We start from the raw sequence: 17,875 nt of genomic DNA, 5'->3' as shown, positions 1-17,875 counted from the left end.
ACACCGTCACCCGGTGAAGCCCACCACCAGCCAGATGAACGCTGCGCCGGCGATCGTGCACAGCACGGTGGACCGGGCGGGGTGTTCGTGGTGGGCCTCGGGCAGGATCTCGGCGGCGGCCAGGTAGAGCAGGACGCCGCCGAACAGGCCGAGATAGCCGCCGAGGACACCCTCCGGGACACTGACGTACGCCGACGCGGCCGCTCCGGCGACCGGGGCGACGGCGTCCGCGAAGAGCATCGCGTAGGCCTTGCGGCGGGCGTTTCCGTACAGGCTGGTCAGGGTGAAGGTGTTGAAGCCGTCCGCGAAGTCGTGGGCGATGACGGCGAGCGCGACCGCCGTGCCCATGCCGCCGCCGACCTGGAAGGACGCGCCGATCGCCACGCCGTCCATCAGGCTGTGCCCCACCATGGCCGCGGCGGCCGTCAGGCCCACCTCCGGCGCCCGGTGGTTGTGCTCGTCCCCTCCGTGGGAGGCGCGGCGGGCCGCCAGCAGGCGTTCCACCAGATGGGCCAGCAGAAAGCCCGCCACGAACAGCAGCAGGGCGGCGGGAACGCCGTGGACCTCCGAGCCGGCCGCCTTCAGGGCCTCCGGCAGCAGGTCCAGGCCGACCACGCCGAGCATCAGCCCGCCCGCCAGGCCCAGCACCAGGTGGCGGCGGTCGGTCACACGCTGTGCCGTCCAGCCGCCGGCCAGCGTCATCAGGAACGCACCGATCGCCACGAAGACCGCCATAGGCCCTTGCTATCCGATGCACCGGCGTGTGCGCACGTCCGGCAGCCGCCGCCCCCCTGACTCGTACCGACTTCGTACCGATAGTTCCGTCTTGTGCCGACTTGTAGGAGAGGACCGATTCCCATGGCCGAAGCCCCCACCGGCAAGGTGACCTTCGTCGGTGCCGGCCCCGGCGCCGCCGATCTGCTGACGTTCCGTGCCGCACGCGCCATCGCCGAGGCCGACGTCGTGATCTGGGCCGCGAGCCTGGTCCAGGCGGAGGTCCTCGAACACGCCCGGGAGGGCGCCGAGATCCTGGACTCGGCCACCATGTCGCTGGAGGACGTGGTCGCCGTGTACCGACGTGCGTTCGACGAGGGACTGAAGGTGGCCCGCATCCACTCCGGCGACCCGGCCCTGTGGGGCGGCACGCAGGAGCAGCTCGACCGCTGCCAGGAGATCGGCATCGCCACCGAGGTCGTGCCGGGCGTGTCGTCGTTCTCGGCGGTGGCCGCGCTGGCGCAGCGGGAGCTGACGATCCCCGAGGTGGCGCAGTCGGTGGTGCTGACCCGGCTGGGCGGCGGCAAGACGCCGATGCCGCCCGGCGAGGAGGTCCGCGAGTTCGCCAAGCACGGCACCACCATGGCGGTGTTCCTGTCGGCGGCGCGCAGCGGGCAGCTGGTGCGGGAGCTGCTGGAGGGCGGCTACCCGACGCACACGCCGGTCGTCGTGGCGTACCAGGCGACCTGGCCGGAGGAGCTGATCGTGACGTGCACGATCGGCACGCTGGAGGAGACGGTCAAGGAGCACAAGCTCTGGAAGCACACGCTGTTCCTGGTCGGCCCGGCGCTCGACGCGCACGGCACCCGCTCGCACCTGTACCACCCGGGTCACTTCCACGGCTTCCGCAAGGCGGACCCCGAGGCCCGCAGGGCGCTGCGCGAGCGGGGTGCGAGCACATGATCACGGTCGTGGGCGCGGGCACCGGCGAGCCGGCCGGCGCGGACGTCCTCGCGGGGGCGGAACTGGTCGTGGGCGGCCGGCGGCACCTGGACGCGGCGGCGGTGCCGGAGACGGCCGAGCAGGTCGTGCTCGGGCCGCTGGCCCCGGCGCTGGACACGATCGAGGAGTACCTCCGCAAGGAGCGCCGGGTGGTCGTGCTGGCCTCCGGCGACCCCGGGTTCTTCGGGATCGTGCGGGTGCTCGCGGACCGGTTCGGCACGGACCGGCTCGAGGTGCGTCCCGGGGTGTCGTCCGTGGCGGCGGCGTTCGCACGGCTCGGGCTGCCCTGGGACGACGCCGTCGTCGTCAGCGCCCACGGCCGCGACCTGCGCACGGCTGTCAACGTGTGCCGGGCGCAGCCGAAGGTGGCGGTGCTGACCGGGCCGGGCGCGGGCCCCGCCGAGATCGGTGCCGCGCTGCGGTCGTACGACCGGATCCTCGTCGTGGCCACCGCGCTGGGCTCCCCCGAGGAGCGGCTGGAGCGGGTGACGCCCGCCGAGGCCGCCGCCCGTGACTGGGGTACGGCGGTGAGCGTCGTCGTCAGCCTGGACGAGCGGCGGGCCCTGGGCGCCGTACGGACGCTGGCGGGGCGTGGTGCCGGGCCCGCCGGATGGGCGCTCGCGGAGGACGCGTTCGCGCACCGCGACTCGATGATCACCAAGTTCGAGGTGCGGGCGCTGGCGCTGGCCCGGCTCGGGCCGCGCCCGGGCGACCTGGTGTGGGACGTCGGAGCCGGTTCCGGTTCGGTGGCCGTGGAGTGCGCGCGGCTCGGGGCCGCCGTCACCGCGGTGGAGAAGACCGTGGACGGCGTGCAGCGGATCCGCGCCAACGCGGCCGCGCACGGGGTCGACGTGCACGTGGTGCACGGTGCGGCGCCGACGGTGCTGTCCGATCTGGACGAGCCCGACGCGGTGTTCGTCGGCGGTGGCGGGCGGGAGCTGCCCGCCGTCGTCACGGCGTGCGCGCGGCGCGCCCGGCGCACGGTGGTGGTCGCGCTGGCCGCCCTCGACCGGGTGCCGGCGGCGCGTGCCGCGCTCGCGGACGCCGGGTTCGGCGTCGACGGCGTGCTGCTGCAGTCGTCGCGGCTCGCACCGCTGCCCGGGGACGTGACCCGGCTCGCGGCGGCCAATCCCGTTTTCCTGCTGTGGGGCGAGCGGCCCCCGGCATCTGCTGACGAAGGAGTTGCCCAGTGATCGGCCTCATTTCCGCCACCGCGGCGGGGGCGGCGGCGCGGGACCGGCTGGCCGCGGCGTGGCCGGAGAACACCCGCGTGTACGACGGCGCCGTCGCGGACGCCGTGCGCCGCGCGTTCGCGGAGTGCGAGCAGCTGGTGTGCTTCCTGGCGACCGGCGCGGTCGTCCGGCTGGTCGCCCCGCTGCTGGGCGACAAGGCGAGCGACCCGGGCGTGGTCTGCGTCGACGAGGGCGGACGGTTCGCCGTGCCGGTGCTCGGCGGGCACGGCGGCGGCGCCAACGACCTCGCCGCCGAGGTGGCCGAGGTGCTGGGTGCGGTGCCGGTGGTGACCACGGCGACGGACGCCGTGGGGCTGGCCGGTCTGGACACCCTGGGCCTGCCCGTCGAGGGTGCGGTCGCGGCGGTGTCGCGTGCGCTGCTGGACGGGGAGCCGGTCGCGCTGGCAGCGGAGGTGGCGTGGCCGCTGCCGCCGCTGCCGGTGGCCCGGGAGGGCGCGTACACGATCCGCGTCACCGACCGTGCGGTCACCGCCGGCGAGCGCGAGGTGCTGCTGCGCCCGCCGACGCTGGTGGCGGGCGTGGGCGCGTCCAAGGGCGCCCCGGTGGACGAGGTGCTGACGCTGGTCGAGAACACGCTGGCCGAGGCCGGGCTGTCCGCGCGGTCGCTCGCCGAACTGGCCACGGTGGACGCCAAGGCGGACGAGCCGGGTCTCGTCGAGGCCGCCGAACGGCTCGGCGTCCCCCTGGTGACGTACCCCGCCGGAAAGCTGGCGGCGATCGAGGTGCCCAACCCGTCGGACGCGCCGCTCACGGCCGTCGGCACCCCGTCCGTGGCGGAGGCCGCCGCGCTCGCCGGGGGCGGTGAACTCCTCGTCCCCAAGCGGAAGTCGGAGCGTGCGGACGGCTCCCCCGCCATGGCCACCTGCGCCGTCGTACGGCGTCCGGGACGCGGCCGGCTCGCGGTCGTCGGGCTCGGCCCCGGCGCCCGCGACCTGCTCACCCCGCGCGCCAGGGCCGAACTGCGCCGCGCCTCCGTGCTCGTGGGCCTCGACCAGTACGTCGACCAGATCCGCGACCTGCTGCGCCCCGGCACCCGGATCCTGGAGTCCGGGCTCGGCGCCGAGGAGGAGCGGGCCCGTACCGCCGTCGCCGAGGCACGGCGCGGCCAGGCGGTCGCGCTCATCGGCAGCGGTGACGCCGGGGTGTACGCGATGGCCTCGCCGGCGCTCGCCGAGGCGTCCGACGACATCGACGTGATCGGCGTGCCCGGCGTGACCGCCGCGCTCGCGGCCGGGGCGATCCTGGGCGCACCGCTGGGCCACGACCATGTGTCGATCTCGCTGTCCGACCTGCACACGCCGTGGGAGGTCATCGAGCGGCGGGTGCGGGCCGCGGCCGAGGCGGACCTCGTGGTGACCTTCTACAACCCGCGCTCCCGGGGCCGCGACTGGCAGCTGCCCAAGGCGCTCGCCATCCTCGCCGGGCACCGCGAGCCGACGACGCCGGTCGGTGTCGTACGCAACGCCTCCCGGCCGGACGAGTCGAGCCGGGTGACGGCGCTGGGCGAACTCGACCCGGCGACGGTCGACATGATGACGGTCGTGACCGTGGGCAACACCGCGACCCGGAACATCGCGGGGCGCATGGTCACCCCGCGCGGCTACCGCTGGCAGACCCAGGAGGAGGCCCGGTGAACCGCGTGGTCCACCCCATCGAGGAGGAGTCCTACCGGCGCCTGCGCAAGCGGCTCGACACCTCCCCCTTCCCGCCGCTGACCCGGGCCGTGGTGGAGCGGGTCATCCACTCCGCCGCCGACCTGGAGTACGCCACCGACCTCGTCATGGACGAGGACGACCTGGTCACGGCGCACGCCGCGCTGCACGCCGGGGCGCCCGTCGTGGTCGACGTCGAGATGGTCGGGGCCGGCATCACCCGCCGGGAGACCGTCTGCCGGCTCAAGGACGGCGTCGCCGGCCCCGGCCTGACCCGCTCGGCGCACGGCATCCGGCTCGCCTACGAGCAGGTCGGGCCCGGCGCCCTCTGGGTGATCGGCAACGCGCCGACCGCGCTGGAGGAGCTGCTGACGCTGGACGCCGCCCCGGCGCTCGTCATCGGCCTGCCCGTCGGTTTCGTCGGAGCCGTCGAGTCCAAGGCCGCGCTGCGCGAGAGCGGGCTGCCGGCCGTGAGCAACGTGTCCGAGAAGGGCGGGTCGGCGGTCGCCTCCGCCGCGCTGAACGCCCTGCTGTACCACCCCCTTTCGTCTTCCGAGGAGAACGTGTGACCACCCCGCCCGCCCTGCTCATCGCCGGCCACGGCACCCGCGACGACGCCGGAGCCGAGGCGTTCCGCGACTTCGTCCGGGAGCTGGGCCGCCGCCACCCCGAGCTGCCCGTAGCGGGCGGCTTCATCGAGCTGTCCCCGCCGCCGCTCGGCGAGGCCGTGACCGAGCTGGTGGAGCGCGGGGTGCGCCGCTTCGCCGCCGTCCCGCTGATGCTGGTGTCCGCCGGACACGCCAAGGGCGACATCCCGGCGGCGCTGGCCCGCGAGAAGGAACGGCACCCCGGCATCACGTACACCTACGGCCGCCCGCTGGGCCCGCACCCCTCGCTGCTGAACGTCCTCGAGCGGCGCCTGGAGCAGGTGCTGGACGGCGTCGACCGCTCCGAGGTGACGGTGCTGCTGGTCGGGCGCGGCTCGACCGACCCGGACGCCAACGCCGAGGTCTTCAAGGCGGCCCGGCTGCTGTGGGAGGGCCGCGGATACGGCGCCGTGGAGACGGCGTTCGTGTCGCTCGCGGCGCCGGACGTGCCGAGCGGGCTCGAGCGGTGCGCGAAGCTCGGCGCGCGGCGGATCGTGGTCCTGCCGTACTTCCTGTTCACCGGCATCCTGCCGGACCGGGTGCGCGAGCAGACCGAGGCATGGGCGGCGGCGCACCCCGGCCTCGACGTGCGGTCGGCGGACGTGATCGGGCCCGAGCCGGAGCTGCTGGACCTGGTGATGGAGCGGTACCGGGAGGCCGTCAAGGGCGACCTGCGCATGAACTGCGACTCGTGCGTGTACCGGATCGCGCTGCCGGGCTTCGAGGACAAGGTGGGGCTGCCGCAGCAGCCGCACTTCCACCCGGACGACGACGGGCACCACCACCACCACGGACACGGACACGGGCACGGGCACGGGCACACGCACTCCCATGCGCACTGACGGGCACGACCTGCGCCACCACGGCGACGCCGAGGTGCGCGACGACGGGGCGGCGCTGGTCGACCTCGCGGTGAACGTCCGCGCGGACACCCCGCCGGCCTGGCTGCGGGAGCGGATCGCGCACTCCCTGTCCTCGCTCGCCGCCTACCCGGACGGACGGGACGCGCGGGCGGCGGTGGCGGCGCGGCACGGGCTGCCGGCCGAGCGGGTGCTGCTGACGGCCGGGGCGGCGGAGGCGTTCGTGCTGCTGGCGCGGGCGCTGAAGGTGCGCCGGCCGGTCGTCGTGCACCCGCAGTTCACGGAGCCGGAGGCGGCCCTGCGGGACGCCGGGCACACCGTGGACCGGGTGCTGCTGCGGGAGGCGGACGGCTTCCGGCTGGATCCGGCGCTGGTGCCCGAGGACGCGGACCTGGTGGTGGTCGGCAATCCGACCAACCCGACGTCGGTGCTGCACCCGGCCGCGGCCATCGCCGCCCTGGCCCGCCCCGGGCGGACGCTCGTCGTGGACGAGGCGTTCATGGACGCGGTGCCGGGTGAGCGGGAGGCGCTGGCCGGGCGCACGGACGTGCCCGGCCTGGTGGTGCTGCGCAGCCTGACCAAGACCTGGGGTCTGGCCGGACTGCGCATCGGATACGTCCTCGCCTCCCCCGAGGTGATCGCCGATCTGGAACGGGCCCAGCCGCTGTGGCCGGTGTCCACCCCGGCGCTGGCGGCGGCGCGGGCCTGCGTGGAGCCGGCGGCGCTGGAGGAGGCGGCCGGGGCGGCGGACACGATCGCGGCGGACCGCGCGTATCTCCTCGCCGGGCTGGACCGCCTGGGCGTGCGCGTGGTGACCCCGGCCGAGGGCCCGTTCGTGCTGATCCGGCTCCCGGGCGCGGCGGCGGTACGGCACCGGCTGCGCGCCCTCGGGTACGCGGTCCGGCGCGGGGACACCTTCCCGGGGCTGGGCGAGGACTGGCTGCGCCTGGCGGTACGGGACCGTTCGACTACGGACGGCTTCCTGCGAGCGCTGGCCTCGGTGACGGAGCAGGAGGACCATACCGGGCACCGATGACGGACCGACAGGGCCACGCGGGGCGCGCCGGGCAGCGGGTGAGCGCTCACCGGCATAGGGCCGGCCCATCCGACGCCAGGGGCCCCCTCGACGGCAGCGGGCCGACCCCGCCCGGCCTCGAACGGGCGCGCCCACCGGCACGGGATGGGCCCACACAGGCAGAGCGAAAGCCTGCCCGAGCCGCGAACGGCCCCCGCCCGGCCACGGGTTGGGCCCAGCCGAGACGGCCCGGCCGGGTGCGGGTGGGCGCCCTCCCCGACGGCGCCCACCCGGTCCCCCGAGCCGAGCGTGGCCGAGTCCCCGAGCCGGGCCACCCGGTCACCCAGAGCCGAGCGCGGCCGAGTCCCCCGGGACCGGGCCACCGGATCCCCCCGATCCGGGCCCGCGAGGCCCCCCGGGACCGGGCCCGCGAGCCCCCCTCAGGCCGGGCCCGCCGGTCAGCTTCGGCGGCGGGCCAGGGCGAACGCTCCGGCGCCCGCCGCGAGGAGGGCCACGGAACCGCCCGCGATGTACGGCGTCAGGGAGTTGCCGCCGGTCTCCGCGAGGTCGGCCTGCGTGGCGGCGCCCTGCGGCTCGACGTCCGGGGCGGGCTGGGCCGAGGCGGGCTTCGGCGTCGGCGCGGCCGGTTTCGGCGTCTCGCAGGTCGCCTTCGCCAGGGTCACCGTGCCGTTGACCTCGGCCACGTTGAGCTTCAGCGGGTTCACCGAGACCCTCAGTTCCAGGGCCGTCGCCGCCGCCGTGCGGGAGGTCGTCCCGCTCTTGGAGAGGTCCAGGCGGACCTCGCCCACGCCGGGCACCTTCACGTCCGTGGTGCCGCCCGACGTCAGCGTGACGCGCTTGCCGAGGACCGTCACCGCGCCCAGCACGTTCGACGTGGCCACCGGGGCCTTCCCGGCCTCGCAGGTCGCCTTCGCCGTGACGTCCTCGACCTCGATCAGTGACAGCAGCGGCAGACCGGGCACGTGCAGCCGGGCGTGCGCGAGGCGGGTGGAGCCCTCCGCCCCGTGCGCGGTCGTCGTCGCCTTCGCCGTGGCGACCTCGGCGCTGAGCACGCTGAACGGATCGCCGTTGTTCACACCGTCCAGGCGGACGGAGAGCGCGGTCTTCTGTGCGCTCTGCGGCGCCTGGACCTCGTTGAGCGAGACCGCGAGCGGGACGTTCACGGTCTTGTTGAGCAGGGACACGTCGAGGCCGGTGCGCAGGACCACGGCGCTCGCCCGGCCCTGGTCGCCGGTCGCGTGGGCGGTGCCTGCGCCCGCGAGGACCACGGGAGCGGCGGTCAGGGCCGTGGCGGCCGCGACGGCGGTCAGGCGTCGGCGGCGCGCGGGCATGCGGAAGGTGTTGCCGTTCAAGGGTGGGACCCCCAGAGAAGGAACGCTTCGGGACCCCGCAAGGATTACGGCTCGAACGTCCAAGGGTCAGCGCAGGGAAGGGACTTCACCCCAAAGGGTGTTCGTCGCGCACACCTTCGAATCCCACGCCTCATCAGGCCGCTCAGCTCACCACGGTCCCGTTCACCACGACCCGCTGCGGCGCGACCAGGACGCGTACATCCGCACGCGGGTCGCCCTCGTAGACGACGAGGTCGGCCGGTGCGCCCTCGTCGAGGCCGGGGCGGCCCAGCCAGGCGCGGGCGCCCCAGGCCGTCGCGGACAGCGCCTCGACCGGCGGGATGCCGGCCGTCACCAGCTCCGCGACCTCCGCGCCGACCAGCCCGTGCGGGAGGGAGCCGCCGGCGTCGGTGCCCACGAACACCGGGACGCCGGCGTCGTAGGCGGCGCGCACGGTGTCGTAACGCCGCTCGTGCAGTCGGCGCATATGGGCCGACCAGCGCGGGAACCTGCTCTCGCCGCACGCCGCGAGCTGCGGGAACGTGGCGATGTTGACGAGCGTCGGGACGATGGCCACGCCGCGCTCGGCGAAGAGCGGGATGGTGTCCTCGGTCAGGCCCGTGGCGTGCTCGACGCAGTCGATGCCGGCTTCGACCAGGTCGCGCAGGGAGTCCTCGGCGAAGCAGTGCGCGGTGACGCGGGCGCCCAGGCGGTGGGCCTCGGCGATCGCCGCCTGGACGGCCTCGCGTGGCCAGCAGGCGGACAGGTCGCCGAGGTCGCGGTCGATCCAGTCGCCGACCAGCTTGACCCAGCCGTCGCCGCGCCGCGCCTCCTGGGCGACGTACGCGACGAGCTCGTCCGGTTCGATCTCCCAGGCGTAGTTGCGGATGTAGCGGCGGGTGCGGGCGATGTGGCGGCCCGCGCGGATGATCTTCGGCAGGTCGTCGCGGTCGTCGATCCAGCGGGTGTCGGACGGCGAGCCGGCGTCCCGCAGCAGCAGGGCGCCGGCGTCGCGGTCGGTGAGCGCCTGCTTCTCGGCCGTCTCCGGCTCGACCGGGCCGTGCGCGTCGAGCCCGACATGGCAGTGTGCGTCGACCAGGCCGGGCAGCACCCAGCCCTCGACCGTGCGCACGTCACGGGCGCCGGCCGGGCGGTCGTAGGAGATCCGCCCGCCGACCACCCACAGCTCGTCCCGGACGTCGTCGGGTCCCACCAGGACCCGCCCCTTCACGTGCAGCACCGCGCCATCGCTCATGCACGGCACTGTAATCAGCCCCCGCGCGGCTGTGCAGGCAGCCCCTACTCGCCCTTGCCCACCTGGTCGGAGGCCTCCTCCTCGACCTCGGCCATCGCCGGGTCGAGGAGGCGGGAGAGGAAGTGGCGGGTGCGCTCGTGGCGCGGCTGGGTGATGACCTGTTCGGGGCTGCCCTCCTCGACGATCACTCCGCCGTCCATGAAGACGACCCGGTCGGCGACCTCGCGGGCGAAGGTCATCTCGTGGGTGACGACCATCATCGTCATGCCCTCGCGGGCGAGCATCCGCATGACGGCGAGGACGTCACCGACCAGCTCCGGGTCGAGCGCGGAGGTCGGCTCGTCGAACAGCATCACCTCGGGGCCCATCGCGAGCGCCCGCGCGATGGCGACACGCTGCTGCTGGCCGCCGGAGAGGGAGGACGGGTAGGCGTCCGCCTTCTCCGACAGGCCGACGCGCTCCAGGTTCTCGGCGGCCACCTTCGCGGCCGTCGCCTTGTCCCGCCGCAGGACCCGGCGCTGCGGCAGCGTGAGGTTCTCCGTCACCGTCAGGTGGGGGAAGAGGTTGAACTGCTGGAACACCATGCCGATACGGCGGCGTACGGCGTCGATGTCGACGTCCGGGTCGGTGACCTCGGTGCCGCCGACGAAGACCTGGCCCTTGCCCGGCTCCTCCAGGAGGTTCACGCAGCGCAGCAGCGTGGACTTGCCGGAGCCGGACGGGCCGATGACGCAGACGACCTCGCCCTGGCCGATCTCCAGGTCGATGCCGCGCAGCACCTCGTTGTCGCCGAAGGACTTGTGCAGGTCCCTGATCTCGATCTCGGGTCGGCTCACTTGACGGCCTCCTGGGCCTTGGCCTCCATGCGGCGCACGACGAAGCCGAGCGGGATCGTGATCAGCAGGTAGCACAGGCCGGCCACCAGGATCGGGGTGGAGTTGGCGGTCGTGCTGGCGAGGTCGCGGCCGTACTTGGACAGGTCGCGCTCCTCCAGGGTGACGCCGAGGAAGAGGACGAGCGAGGAGTCCTTGAACAGCAGGACGAGTTCGTTCGTCAGCGGCGGGAGGATGATCCGGAACGCCTGCGGGATGATCACGGAGATCATGGCGCGGGCGGGCGAGAAGCCCAGCGAACGGGCCGCCTCCATCTGGCCCTTGGGCACGGCCTGGATGCCGGCCCGGATGGTCTCCGCCATGTAGGCGGCGGCGACCAGGCCCAGCGCGATGGCGACCTTGCCGTAGGTACCGCCGATGATCTCGGTGCCGGGGAAGGCGAGGGGTACGGCGACCCCGATGAAGATGAAGATCAGCAGGGCGGGCAGACCGCGGAAGATCTCGATGTAGATGCCGGCGACCCAGCGGTAGGGGCCGACGGACGACAGCCGCATCAGCGCGATCACCATGCCGAGCGCGAGTCCGACGACGAAGCCGGAGACCGTGTACAGCACGGTGTTCTTCAGCGCGAGCGTGATGACGTCCGGGAACATCTGGCGCGCGATGCTGCCCTGCGCGAACTGGTTCTTCAGCCGCCCCCAGTCCGCCGTGACCGCGAGCGCGATCACGGCGGCGACGAACACGGCGTACTGGGCGCCGCGGGACACGCTGCGCTTCTGCCGCCGGGTCAGGCCCTTCCTGCGAGGCTGTACGTGCGTGTCGGTCGCCGTCATGAGGCGGCGGGCGAGGCGACGGAGGCGTCGTACGGGCCGATCCACTGCTCGTACAGCTTCTTGTACGTGCCGTCGGACTTGGCCTTCGCGATCGCCTTGTCGATGGCCTCGCGCAGCTTGGTGTTGCCCTTCTTGACGGTGAAGCCGTACTGCTCACCGGTCTTGAGGTTGTCGACGACCTTGAACTTGTCCGCGTTGGCCTTGTCCTTCAGCCAGCCCTGGACCACGGGGTAGTCGATGATGACGGCCTTGACCTGGCCGGTGCGCAGGCCGTTGAGGACGGCGTCGGAGGACTCGAAGGAGACCGGGTCGAAGCCCTTGCTCTTGGCGTAGTCCTCGCCGGTGGTCTGCGCCTGGGCGCCGAGCTTGATGCCCTTGGCCTTGACGTCGGCGAGGGAGTTCACGCCGCTGGTCTTGTCGACCAGGACGGCCTGGGTGGCGTCGAAGTACGGGGCGGAGAAGTCGACGTTCTTCTTGCGCTCCGCGGTGATGGTCATGCCGGCCGCGGCCAGGTCGCACTTGCCGGCGTTGAGGAAGGCGCCGGTCTTGAAGTTCTCGAACGGCGTGTCGAGGATCTCCTGCTTCACGCCGAGGTCCTTGGCGACCAGGTCGATCAGGGAGACGTCGAAGCCCTGCACCTTGCCGTCGATCTCCGACTGGAACGGCGGGTACGGCAGGTGGGTGCAGGTGGTCAGCTGCCCCGCCTTGACCAGCTCGACGCCGCCGGCGGCGGTCTTGGAGCCGCTGCCGCCGTTGTTCGTGGAGGTGCACGCGGCCACGAGCATCAGCCCGGCCGTCGCGGTGGTGGCGGCCAGAACGCGGGTCCGGCGCCCGGGGAGCGTGTTCACGGGGGAGCCTCCTGTGTTGGAACTGAGAGTTCCGATTATAAGGAGAGGTTTGGGCCTCTCAAATCAAACCCATGGTTACGGGGCGGTCTCACCTTAGAAAGACGCGCCGGGCAAGGGGGACCAACCCGCCCAAGACGCCGTGACGGAAGGGGCTCAGGGGGTGACGGTTACCCTCGGACATGGCTGTACCCCCTGAGTCGTACCCGTGAAGTGAAGAGAGCACCGCCGTGACCCACCCCTTCCTGGATCTCGCCCCGCTGAGCGCCGCCCGCTTCGCCTCCATCGAGGACCGGGTGGCGCGGCTGCTCTCCACCGAGCAGGACGTGCTGATCATGCAGGGCGAGGCGCTGCTGCCGCTGGAGGGCGCCATCCGCGCGACCGCCGGACCGGGCACGACCGCGCTGAACGTGATCACGGGGCCGTACGGGCAGACCTTCGGCGACTGGCTGCGCGACTGCGGCGCCACCGTCGTCGACCTGTCGGTGCCGTTCCACACGGCGGTGAGCGCCGAGCAGATCCGTGCGGCCTTCGCCGAGCACCCGGAGATCGACTTCGTGTCGCTGGTGCACGCGGAGGCGGCGACCGGCAACACCAACCCGGTCGCGGAGATCGGACCGGTGGTGCGGGAGCACGGCGCGCTGTTCTACCTGGACGCGGTGGCCTCCGTCGGCGCCGAGCCGGTGCTGGTGGACGCGTGGGGCGTCGACCTGTGCGTCATCGGGGCGCAGAAGGCGATGGGCGGGCCGGCCGGGGTGTCGGCGGTGTCGGTGAGCGAGCGGGCGTGGGCGCGGATGGCGGCCAACCCGGGCGCGCCGCGCCGGTCGTACCTCTCCCTCCTGGACTGGAAGGAGCGCTGGCTCGACGGCGGCCGCAGGGCGCTGCCGCACGCGCCGGCGCAGCTGGAGATGCTGGCGCTGGAGGCGTGCCTGGACCGTATCGAGGCGGACGGGCTGGACGCGGTGATGGCCCGGCACGCGCGTGCCGCGGCGGCCACCCGCGCGGGCGCGGTGGCGCTGGGTGCCGGCCTGGAGCCGTACGTGTACGAGGCGGCGGAGTCGGCCCCGGTGGCCACGACTCTGCGGGCGCCGTCCGGTGTGGACGCCTCGGAACTGGTCGCCCGCGCCCTGGCCGCCGACCCGGCACTGCCGCTGGCCGCGGGCGGCGGCGCGCTGGCCAAGGAGATGATCCGCGTCAACCACTACGGGCCGGCCGCCACCCCGGGCACGGTACGAGGCTGCCTGGCGGCGCTGGGGACGGCCCTGACCGGCAAGGGCCTGAACGCCGACCTGCCGGCGGCCCTGGACGCCGCGGACGCCGCCTGGCACTGACCGCACCCCCGCCGGCCTGACCCCGGTCGGCTCGGCCCCGGATATGCGCCCCCCGGATGTGCGCCCGGACCCCGGATGTGCGCTCGCACCCAACCCAGGCCGGGCGTGAGCGGCCGGGGTCCTGCCGGGCCGGTCACGGTCCGGGCTCCCCGCCGTGTCGCCCGGAGCCCGCCGCAAGTGCGGCGTGTCATGCTCCAGGCATGGCCAACGACGCGCATCAGATGCTGCCCGACGGACGCCCCGTGCCGCTGCTGACCGGGGAGGAGCGGCCCATGCTGGAGAGCTGGCTCGCCTTCCACCGGGCCACGCTGGAGCTCAAGTGCGCGGGGCTCGACGACGGCCAGGTGCGGCTGGCGGCGGCCGAGCCGTCCTCGCTGACCCTGCTGGGGCTGGTGCAGCACCTGGCGGAGGTGGAGCGCACCTGGTTCCAGCGGGTGTTCGCGGGCCTCGACGTCCCGCCGGTCTTCGGTGAGGAGACCGGGTACGGCCTCGATCCCGAGCGCGGGCTCGGCGAGGCGCTGGCGATCTGGCGTCGGGAGGTGGCCCGCGGGCAGGAGCTGTGCGCCGGGCGCTCGCTGGAGGCCACCGGGCGCATCGTGGACGGGCCGATGACCGGCCTGGAGGTCTCCTTGCGCTGGATGCTGATCCACATGATCGAGGAGTACGCCCGGCACAACGGCCACGCGGACATCCTGCGCGAGCGCATCGACGGCACGATCGGCGCCTGAATTCACGACACGGAACGACACGCATCTATTCCGGGAATTGCGTTTCCTTATTCCAGCCCTATTCTTGCGGGTAGCTTCCCGTCTTCTTCTGCCCGCTTCTCACGACCCTAAACGCAAAGATTTCGCGAACACCGAGGGGGGAAATTCGGGCGGATCTCGCGGGGGTTACATGGTTGTGACGCGTTACACATCGCGCCCCTTTTGCCGCCTTCCTCCCGGTCAAATGCGGACAATCCTTCAGCGGCTCGCGTACCTGCCCGCGCCCGCGCGATAACACAGAACGGGCCCGCAGGAAACCCCCTCCGTCCATGCATTTTTCAATTTCGCTCGGTAAATTCAATTTGCATGACCGCCGCACCAGCAGACCTGCTCATAGACCGCCCGTCGGTGGCCGACGGAGCCGCCCTGTGGCGTATCGCCAAGGACTCCGAGGCCCTCGACCTGAACTCCTCCTACAGCTACCTGCTGTGGTGCCGCGACTTCGCGGGCACCTCCGCCGTCGTACGCCGGGAGGACGGGGAGCCGGTCGGCTTCATCACGGGGTACGTGCGGCCCGAGCGGCCGCACACCCTGCTCGTCTGGCAGGTGGCCGTCGACGCCGCGTACCGCGGCAAGGGCCTCGCCGCCGCGCTGCTCGACGGGCTGACCGCCCGGCTCGCCGCCGAGCACCGGATCACCGACGTCGAGACCACGATCACCCCGGGCAACACCGCCTCCGAGCGGCTGTTCACCTCGTTCGCCGCCCGGCACGGCGCGCGGGTCGAACGGGAGGTCCTGTTCGACGCGGGACTGTTCCCGGACGGCCCGCACGACCCCGAAGTGCTGTACCGCATCGGCCCGTTGACCCTGACTTCCCACTGAGGAGCGATTCGTCGTGACCATCACCCAGCCCGACCTGAGCGTCTTCGAGACCGTGGAGTCCGAGGTGCGCAGCTACTGCCGCGGCTGGCCCACCGTCTTCGACCGCGCGCAGGGCAGCCGCATGTACGACGAGGACGGTCACCAGTACCTCGACTTCTTCGCCGGTGCCGGGTCACTGAACTACGGCCACAACAACCCCGTACTGAAACGGGCGCTGATCGACTACCTCATGCGGGACGGCGTCACGCACGGTCTGGACATGTCGACCACGGCCAAGCGCTCGTTCCTGCAGACCTTCCAGGACCTGGTGCTGCGCCCCCGTGACCTGCCGTACAAGGTCATGTTCCCGGGGCCGACGGGCACCAACGCCGTGGAAGCGGCGCTGAAGCTGGCCCGGAAGGTGAAGGGCCGCGAGTCGATCGTGTCGTTCACGAACGCCTTCCACGGCATGTCGCTGGGCTCCCTCGCCGTCACCGGCAACGCCTTCAAGCGGGCCGGCGCCGGCATCCCGCTGGTGCACGGCACCCCGATGCCGTTCGACAACTACTTCGACGGCACGGTCCCGGACTTCCTGTGGTTCGAGCGGCTGCTGGAGGACCAGGGCTCCGGCCTGAACAAGCCCGCCGCGGTGATCGTGGAGACCGTGCAGGGCGAGGGCGGCATCAACGTGGCCCGGCCCGAGTGGCTGCGCGCGCTCAAGGAGCTGTGCGAGCGGCAGGACATGCTGCTGATCGTCGACGACATCCAGATGGGCTGCGGCCGCACCGGCGCCTTCTTCTCCTTCGAGGAGGCGGGCATCACGCCGGACATCGTCACCGTCTCCAAGTCCATCAGCGGCTACGGCCTGCCGATGTCGCTGTGCCTGTTCAAGCCCGAGCTGGACGTCTGGGAACCGGGCGAGCACAACGGCACCTTCCGCGGCAACAACCCGGCGTTCGTCACCGCCACCGCCGCGCTGGAGACGTACTGGGCCGACGGCGCCGCCATGGAGAAGCAGACCCGCACCCGCGGTGAGCAGGTCGAGCAGTGGCTGATCGCCATCACCGAGGAGAACCTCGCCGACGTCAAGGAGTACCGCGGCCGGGGCCTGGTGTGGGGCATGGAGTTCCACGACAAGGCCCGCGCCGGACGGATCGCGCGCCGCGCCTTCGAGCTGGGGCTGCTGGTGGAGACCTCCGGCCCCGAGTCCGAGGTCGTCAAGTTGCTGCCGGCCCTGACCATCACCCCGGACGAGCTGGACGAGGGCCTGAAGACCCTGGCCCGCGCCGTCCGTGAGACCGCCTGAGCCGCACCTCGGGACCACCCCTCACCCACCGCCCCACACCCCGACCTAGGAGGCATCGCACCACCGTGATCGTCCGTTCGTTCAAGGAGATCGAAGGCACCGACCGCCATGTGAAGGCCGCGTCAGGCACCTGGGAGAGCAAACGGATCGTGCTCGCCAAGGAACGCGTCGGCTTCTCGCTGCACGAGACGATCCTGTACGCCGGGACCGAGACGTCGATGTGGTACGCCAACCACATCGAGGCCGTGGTCTGCACCCGGGGCGAGGCGGAGCTGACCGACCACGAGACCGGGAAGACCCACACGATCACGCCCGGCACCATGTACCTCCTGGACGGCCACGAGCGGCACACGCTCAAGGTCAAGGAGGACTTCCACTGCATCTGCGTGTTCAACCCGCCCGTCACCGGCCGGGAGGACCACGACGAGAACGGCGTCTACCCGCTGCTCACCGAACCCGAGGAGGTGTGAACCGCATGACGGCCACCACGACTTCGACCACCGTCACGGACCTGTACCCCACCCGCGGCACCACCGAGGTGACGGTGCCCCGGCAGGATCCGGTCGTCTGGGGCGCCCCGGACGCCCCGGGCCCGTTCCAGCCGGCCGACCTCGGCGCCTTCGAGCGTGACGGCTTCATCGCCGTCGACCAGCTCATCCGCCCCGACGAGGTCGCCGAGTACAAGCGCGAGCTCGACCGGCTGGTCGGCGACCCGGCGATCCGCGAGGACGAGCGGTCCATCGTGGAACCGCAGTCCAAGGAGATCCGCTCCGTCTTCGAGGTGCACCGCATCAGCGAGGTCTTCGCGAGGCTGGTGCGCGACGAGCGGGTCGTCGGCCGCGCCCGGCAGATCCTCGGCTCGGACGTGTACGTCCACCAGTCCCGGATCAACGTCAAGCCGGGCTTCGGCGCCAGCGGCTTCTACTGGCACTCCGACTTCGAGACCTGGCACGCGGAGGACGGCCTGCCGCGGATGCGCACGGTGTCCGTGTCGATCGCGCTGACCGAGAACTTCGACACCAACGGCGGTCTGATGATCATGCCGGGGTCGCACAAGACGTTCCTCGGCTGCGCGGGCGAGACGCCGAAGGACAACTACAAGAAGTCGCTGCAGATGCAGGACGCGGGCACGCCGTCCGACGAGGCGCTCACCCAGCTCGCGAGCGAGCACGGCATCCGGCTGTTCACCGGCAAGCCGGGCTCGGCGACCTGGTTCGACTGCAACGCCATGCACGGCTCCGGCGACAACATCACGCCGTACCCGCGCAGCAACGTCTTCATCGTGTTCAACAGCGTGGAGAACACGGCCGTGGAGCCGTTCGCGGCGCCCATCCGACGCCCCGAGTTCATCGGCGCGCGGGACTTCACGCCCGTCCGGTGAGCTGACCGGACACCGACCACCGGGCCGG

18 protein-coding genes are annotated in these 17,875 nt (G+C 72.8%); 12 read left to right on the top strand and 6 right to left on the bottom strand.

Annotation, left to right across the window (positions count from 1 at the left end; all coding sequences use genetic code 11):
- Window positions 1-6 precede the first annotated feature (6 nt).
- On the bottom strand, window positions 7-735 hold the full coding sequence (locus AB0E88_RS28860) for a ZIP family metal transporter (RefSeq protein WP_361636450.1): 729 nt from the start codon (window positions 733-735) through the stop codon (window positions 7-9).
- Between the two features lie 123 nt (window positions 736-858).
- On the opposite strand from AB0E88_RS28860, the gene cobM reads away from it, so the two are divergent.
- Genes cobM through cobC form a run of 6 tightly spaced genes read left to right on the top strand, consistent with a single transcriptional unit; the run spans window position 859 to window position 7,164 of the window.
- Complete coding sequence (gene cobM / locus AB0E88_RS28855) at window positions 859-1,677, top strand: precorrin-4 C(11)-methyltransferase (protein WP_361636447.1); 819 nt, start codon at window positions 859-861, stop codon at window positions 1,675-1,677.
- Window positions 1,674-2,909 carry a precorrin-6y C5,15-methyltransferase (decarboxylating) subunit CbiE gene (gene cbiE, locus AB0E88_RS28850; protein ID WP_361636445.1) on the top strand — a complete coding sequence of 412 codons (1,236 nt, stop codon included), beginning with the start codon at window positions 1,674-1,676 and terminating at the stop codon, window positions 2,907-2,909. Before cobM ends, cbiE begins: the two co-directional genes overlap by 4 nt.
- The gene (cobJ, locus tag AB0E88_RS28845) at window positions 2,906-4,603 is read left to right on the top strand and encodes a precorrin-3B C(17)-methyltransferase (RefSeq protein ID WP_361636442.1); all 1,698 of its coding nucleotides are present in this window, start codon (window positions 2,906-2,908) and stop codon (window positions 4,601-4,603) included. The genes cbiE and cobJ overlap by 4 nt, the downstream gene beginning before the upstream one ends.
- The gene (locus AB0E88_RS28840) at window positions 4,600-5,190 is read left to right on the top strand and encodes a precorrin-8X methylmutase (protein ID WP_361636440.1); all 591 of its coding nucleotides are present in this window, start codon (window positions 4,600-4,602) and stop codon (window positions 5,188-5,190) included. The genes cobJ and AB0E88_RS28840 overlap by 4 nt, the downstream gene beginning before the upstream one ends.
- Window positions 5,187-6,110, top strand: a complete 924-nt coding sequence (locus AB0E88_RS28835; RefSeq protein ID WP_361636437.1) for a sirohydrochlorin chelatase — start codon at window positions 5,187-5,189, stop codon at window positions 6,108-6,110. The genes AB0E88_RS28840 and AB0E88_RS28835 overlap by 4 nt, the downstream gene beginning before the upstream one ends.
- Entirely contained in the window at window positions 6,100-7,164 is a 1,065-nt protein-coding gene (cobC, locus tag AB0E88_RS28830) for an Rv2231c family pyridoxal phosphate-dependent protein CobC (RefSeq protein WP_361636435.1), read from the top strand. Before AB0E88_RS28835 ends, cobC begins: the two co-directional genes overlap by 11 nt.
- A 437-nt stretch (window positions 7,165-7,601) precedes the next feature.
- On the opposite strand, the gene AB0E88_RS28825 is transcribed toward cobC, so the two are convergent.
- The 5 genes from AB0E88_RS28825 to AB0E88_RS28805 all read right to left on the bottom strand — a co-directional run bounded on the left by AB0E88_RS28825 (window position 7,602) and on the right by AB0E88_RS28805 (window position 12,264).
- On the bottom strand, window positions 7,602-8,516 hold the full coding sequence (locus tag AB0E88_RS28825; RefSeq protein ID WP_361636432.1) for an SCO1860 family LAETG-anchored protein: 915 nt from the start codon (window positions 8,514-8,516) through the stop codon (window positions 7,602-7,604).
- Between the two features lie 142 nt (window positions 8,517-8,658).
- On the bottom strand, window positions 8,659-9,750 hold the full coding sequence (locus tag AB0E88_RS28820; protein WP_361636430.1) for an amidohydrolase family protein: 1,092 nt from the start codon (window positions 9,748-9,750) through the stop codon (window positions 8,659-8,661).
- Window positions 9,751-9,794: 44 nt separating this feature from the next.
- Window positions 9,795-10,586, bottom strand: a complete 792-nt coding sequence (locus tag AB0E88_RS28815) for an amino acid ABC transporter ATP-binding protein (protein ID WP_361636428.1) — start codon at window positions 10,584-10,586, stop codon at window positions 9,795-9,797.
- The gene (locus AB0E88_RS28810) at window positions 10,583-11,416 is read right to left on the bottom strand and encodes an amino acid ABC transporter permease (RefSeq protein ID WP_361636425.1); all 834 of its coding nucleotides are present in this window, start codon (window positions 11,414-11,416) and stop codon (window positions 10,583-10,585) included. Before AB0E88_RS28810 ends, AB0E88_RS28815 begins: the two co-directional genes overlap by 4 nt.
- Entirely contained in the window at window positions 11,413-12,264 is an 852-nt protein-coding gene (locus tag AB0E88_RS28805; protein WP_361636422.1) for an ABC transporter substrate-binding protein, read from the bottom strand. The genes AB0E88_RS28810 and AB0E88_RS28805 overlap by 4 nt, the downstream gene beginning before the upstream one ends.
- Window positions 12,265-12,491: 227 nt before the next feature.
- On the opposite strand from AB0E88_RS28805, the gene AB0E88_RS28800 reads away from it, so the two are divergent.
- The 6 genes from AB0E88_RS28800 (at window position 12,492) to thpD (ending at window position 17,847) form a co-directional block, all read left to right on the top strand.
- Window positions 12,492-13,592: an aminotransferase class V-fold PLP-dependent enzyme gene (locus AB0E88_RS28800; RefSeq protein WP_361636419.1), complete on the top strand. Its 1,101-nt coding sequence runs from the start codon at window positions 12,492-12,494 to the stop codon at window positions 13,590-13,592.
- A gap of 200 nt (window positions 13,593-13,792) precedes the next feature.
- Window positions 13,793-14,320 carry a DinB family protein gene (locus AB0E88_RS28795; RefSeq protein WP_361636416.1) on the top strand — a complete coding sequence of 176 codons (528 nt, stop codon included), beginning with the start codon at window positions 13,793-13,795 and terminating at the stop codon, window positions 14,318-14,320.
- Between the two features lie 345 nt (window positions 14,321-14,665).
- Window positions 14,666-15,181: a diaminobutyrate acetyltransferase gene (gene ectA, locus AB0E88_RS28790; RefSeq protein ID WP_361636413.1), complete on the top strand. Its 516-nt coding sequence runs from the start codon at window positions 14,666-14,668 to the stop codon at window positions 15,179-15,181.
- 13 nt (window positions 15,182-15,194) lie between these two features.
- Complete coding sequence (gene ectB / locus AB0E88_RS28785) at window positions 15,195-16,466, top strand: diaminobutyrate--2-oxoglutarate transaminase (RefSeq protein ID WP_361636410.1); 1,272 nt, start codon at window positions 15,195-15,197, stop codon at window positions 16,464-16,466.
- A gap of 65 nt (window positions 16,467-16,531) precedes the next feature.
- On the top strand, window positions 16,532-16,936 hold the full coding sequence (locus AB0E88_RS28780) for an ectoine synthase (protein ID WP_361636407.1): 405 nt from the start codon (window positions 16,532-16,534) through the stop codon (window positions 16,934-16,936).
- 5 nt (window positions 16,937-16,941) lie between these two features.
- A complete protein-coding gene (gene thpD, locus AB0E88_RS28775) occupies window positions 16,942-17,847 on the top strand; it encodes an ectoine hydroxylase (protein ID WP_361636404.1) in 906 nt (301 codons plus the stop codon).
- The last annotated feature ends 28 nt before the right edge of the window (window positions 17,848-17,875 follow it).

Origin of the sequence: Streptomyces sp. NPDC028635 (assembly GCF_040637635.1) — a bacterium.
Classification (GTDB): Bacteria; Actinomycetota; Actinomycetes; order Streptomycetales; family Streptomycetaceae; genus Streptomyces.
Note: the sequence above shows the minus strand (reverse complement) of the source record. Positions and strands in the feature narration are given on the sequence as shown.

Excerpts from the sequence above, each read along its gene's own strand:
- AB0E88_RS28860 (WP_361636450.1), bottom strand. The coding sequence starts at position 735 with ATGGCGGTCTTCGTGGCGATCGGTGCGTTCCTGATGACGCTGGCCGGC.
- cobM (WP_361636447.1), top strand. The coding sequence starts at position 859 with ATGGCCGAAGCCCCCACCGGCAAGGTGACCTTCGTCGGTGCCGGCCCC.
- cbiE (WP_361636445.1), top strand. The coding sequence starts at position 1,674 with ATGATCACGGTCGTGGGCGCGGGCACCGGCGAGCCGGCCGGCGCGGAC.
- cobC (WP_361636435.1), top strand. The coding sequence starts at position 6,100 with ATGCGCACTGACGGGCACGACCTGCGCCACCACGGCGACGCCGAGGTG.
- AB0E88_RS28820 (WP_361636430.1), bottom strand. The coding sequence starts at position 9,750 with ATGAGCGATGGCGCGGTGCTGCACGTGAAGGGGCGGGTCCTGGTGGGA.
- AB0E88_RS28810 (WP_361636425.1), bottom strand. The coding sequence starts at position 11,416 with ATGACGGCGACCGACACGCACGTACAGCCTCGCAGGAAGGGCCTGACC.
- AB0E88_RS28795 (WP_361636416.1), top strand. The coding sequence starts at position 13,793 with ATGGCCAACGACGCGCATCAGATGCTGCCCGACGGACGCCCCGTGCCG.
- ectA (WP_361636413.1), top strand. The coding sequence starts at position 14,666 with ATGACCGCCGCACCAGCAGACCTGCTCATAGACCGCCCGTCGGTGGCC.
- thpD (WP_361636404.1), top strand. The coding sequence starts at position 16,942 with ATGACGGCCACCACGACTTCGACCACCGTCACGGACCTGTACCCCACC.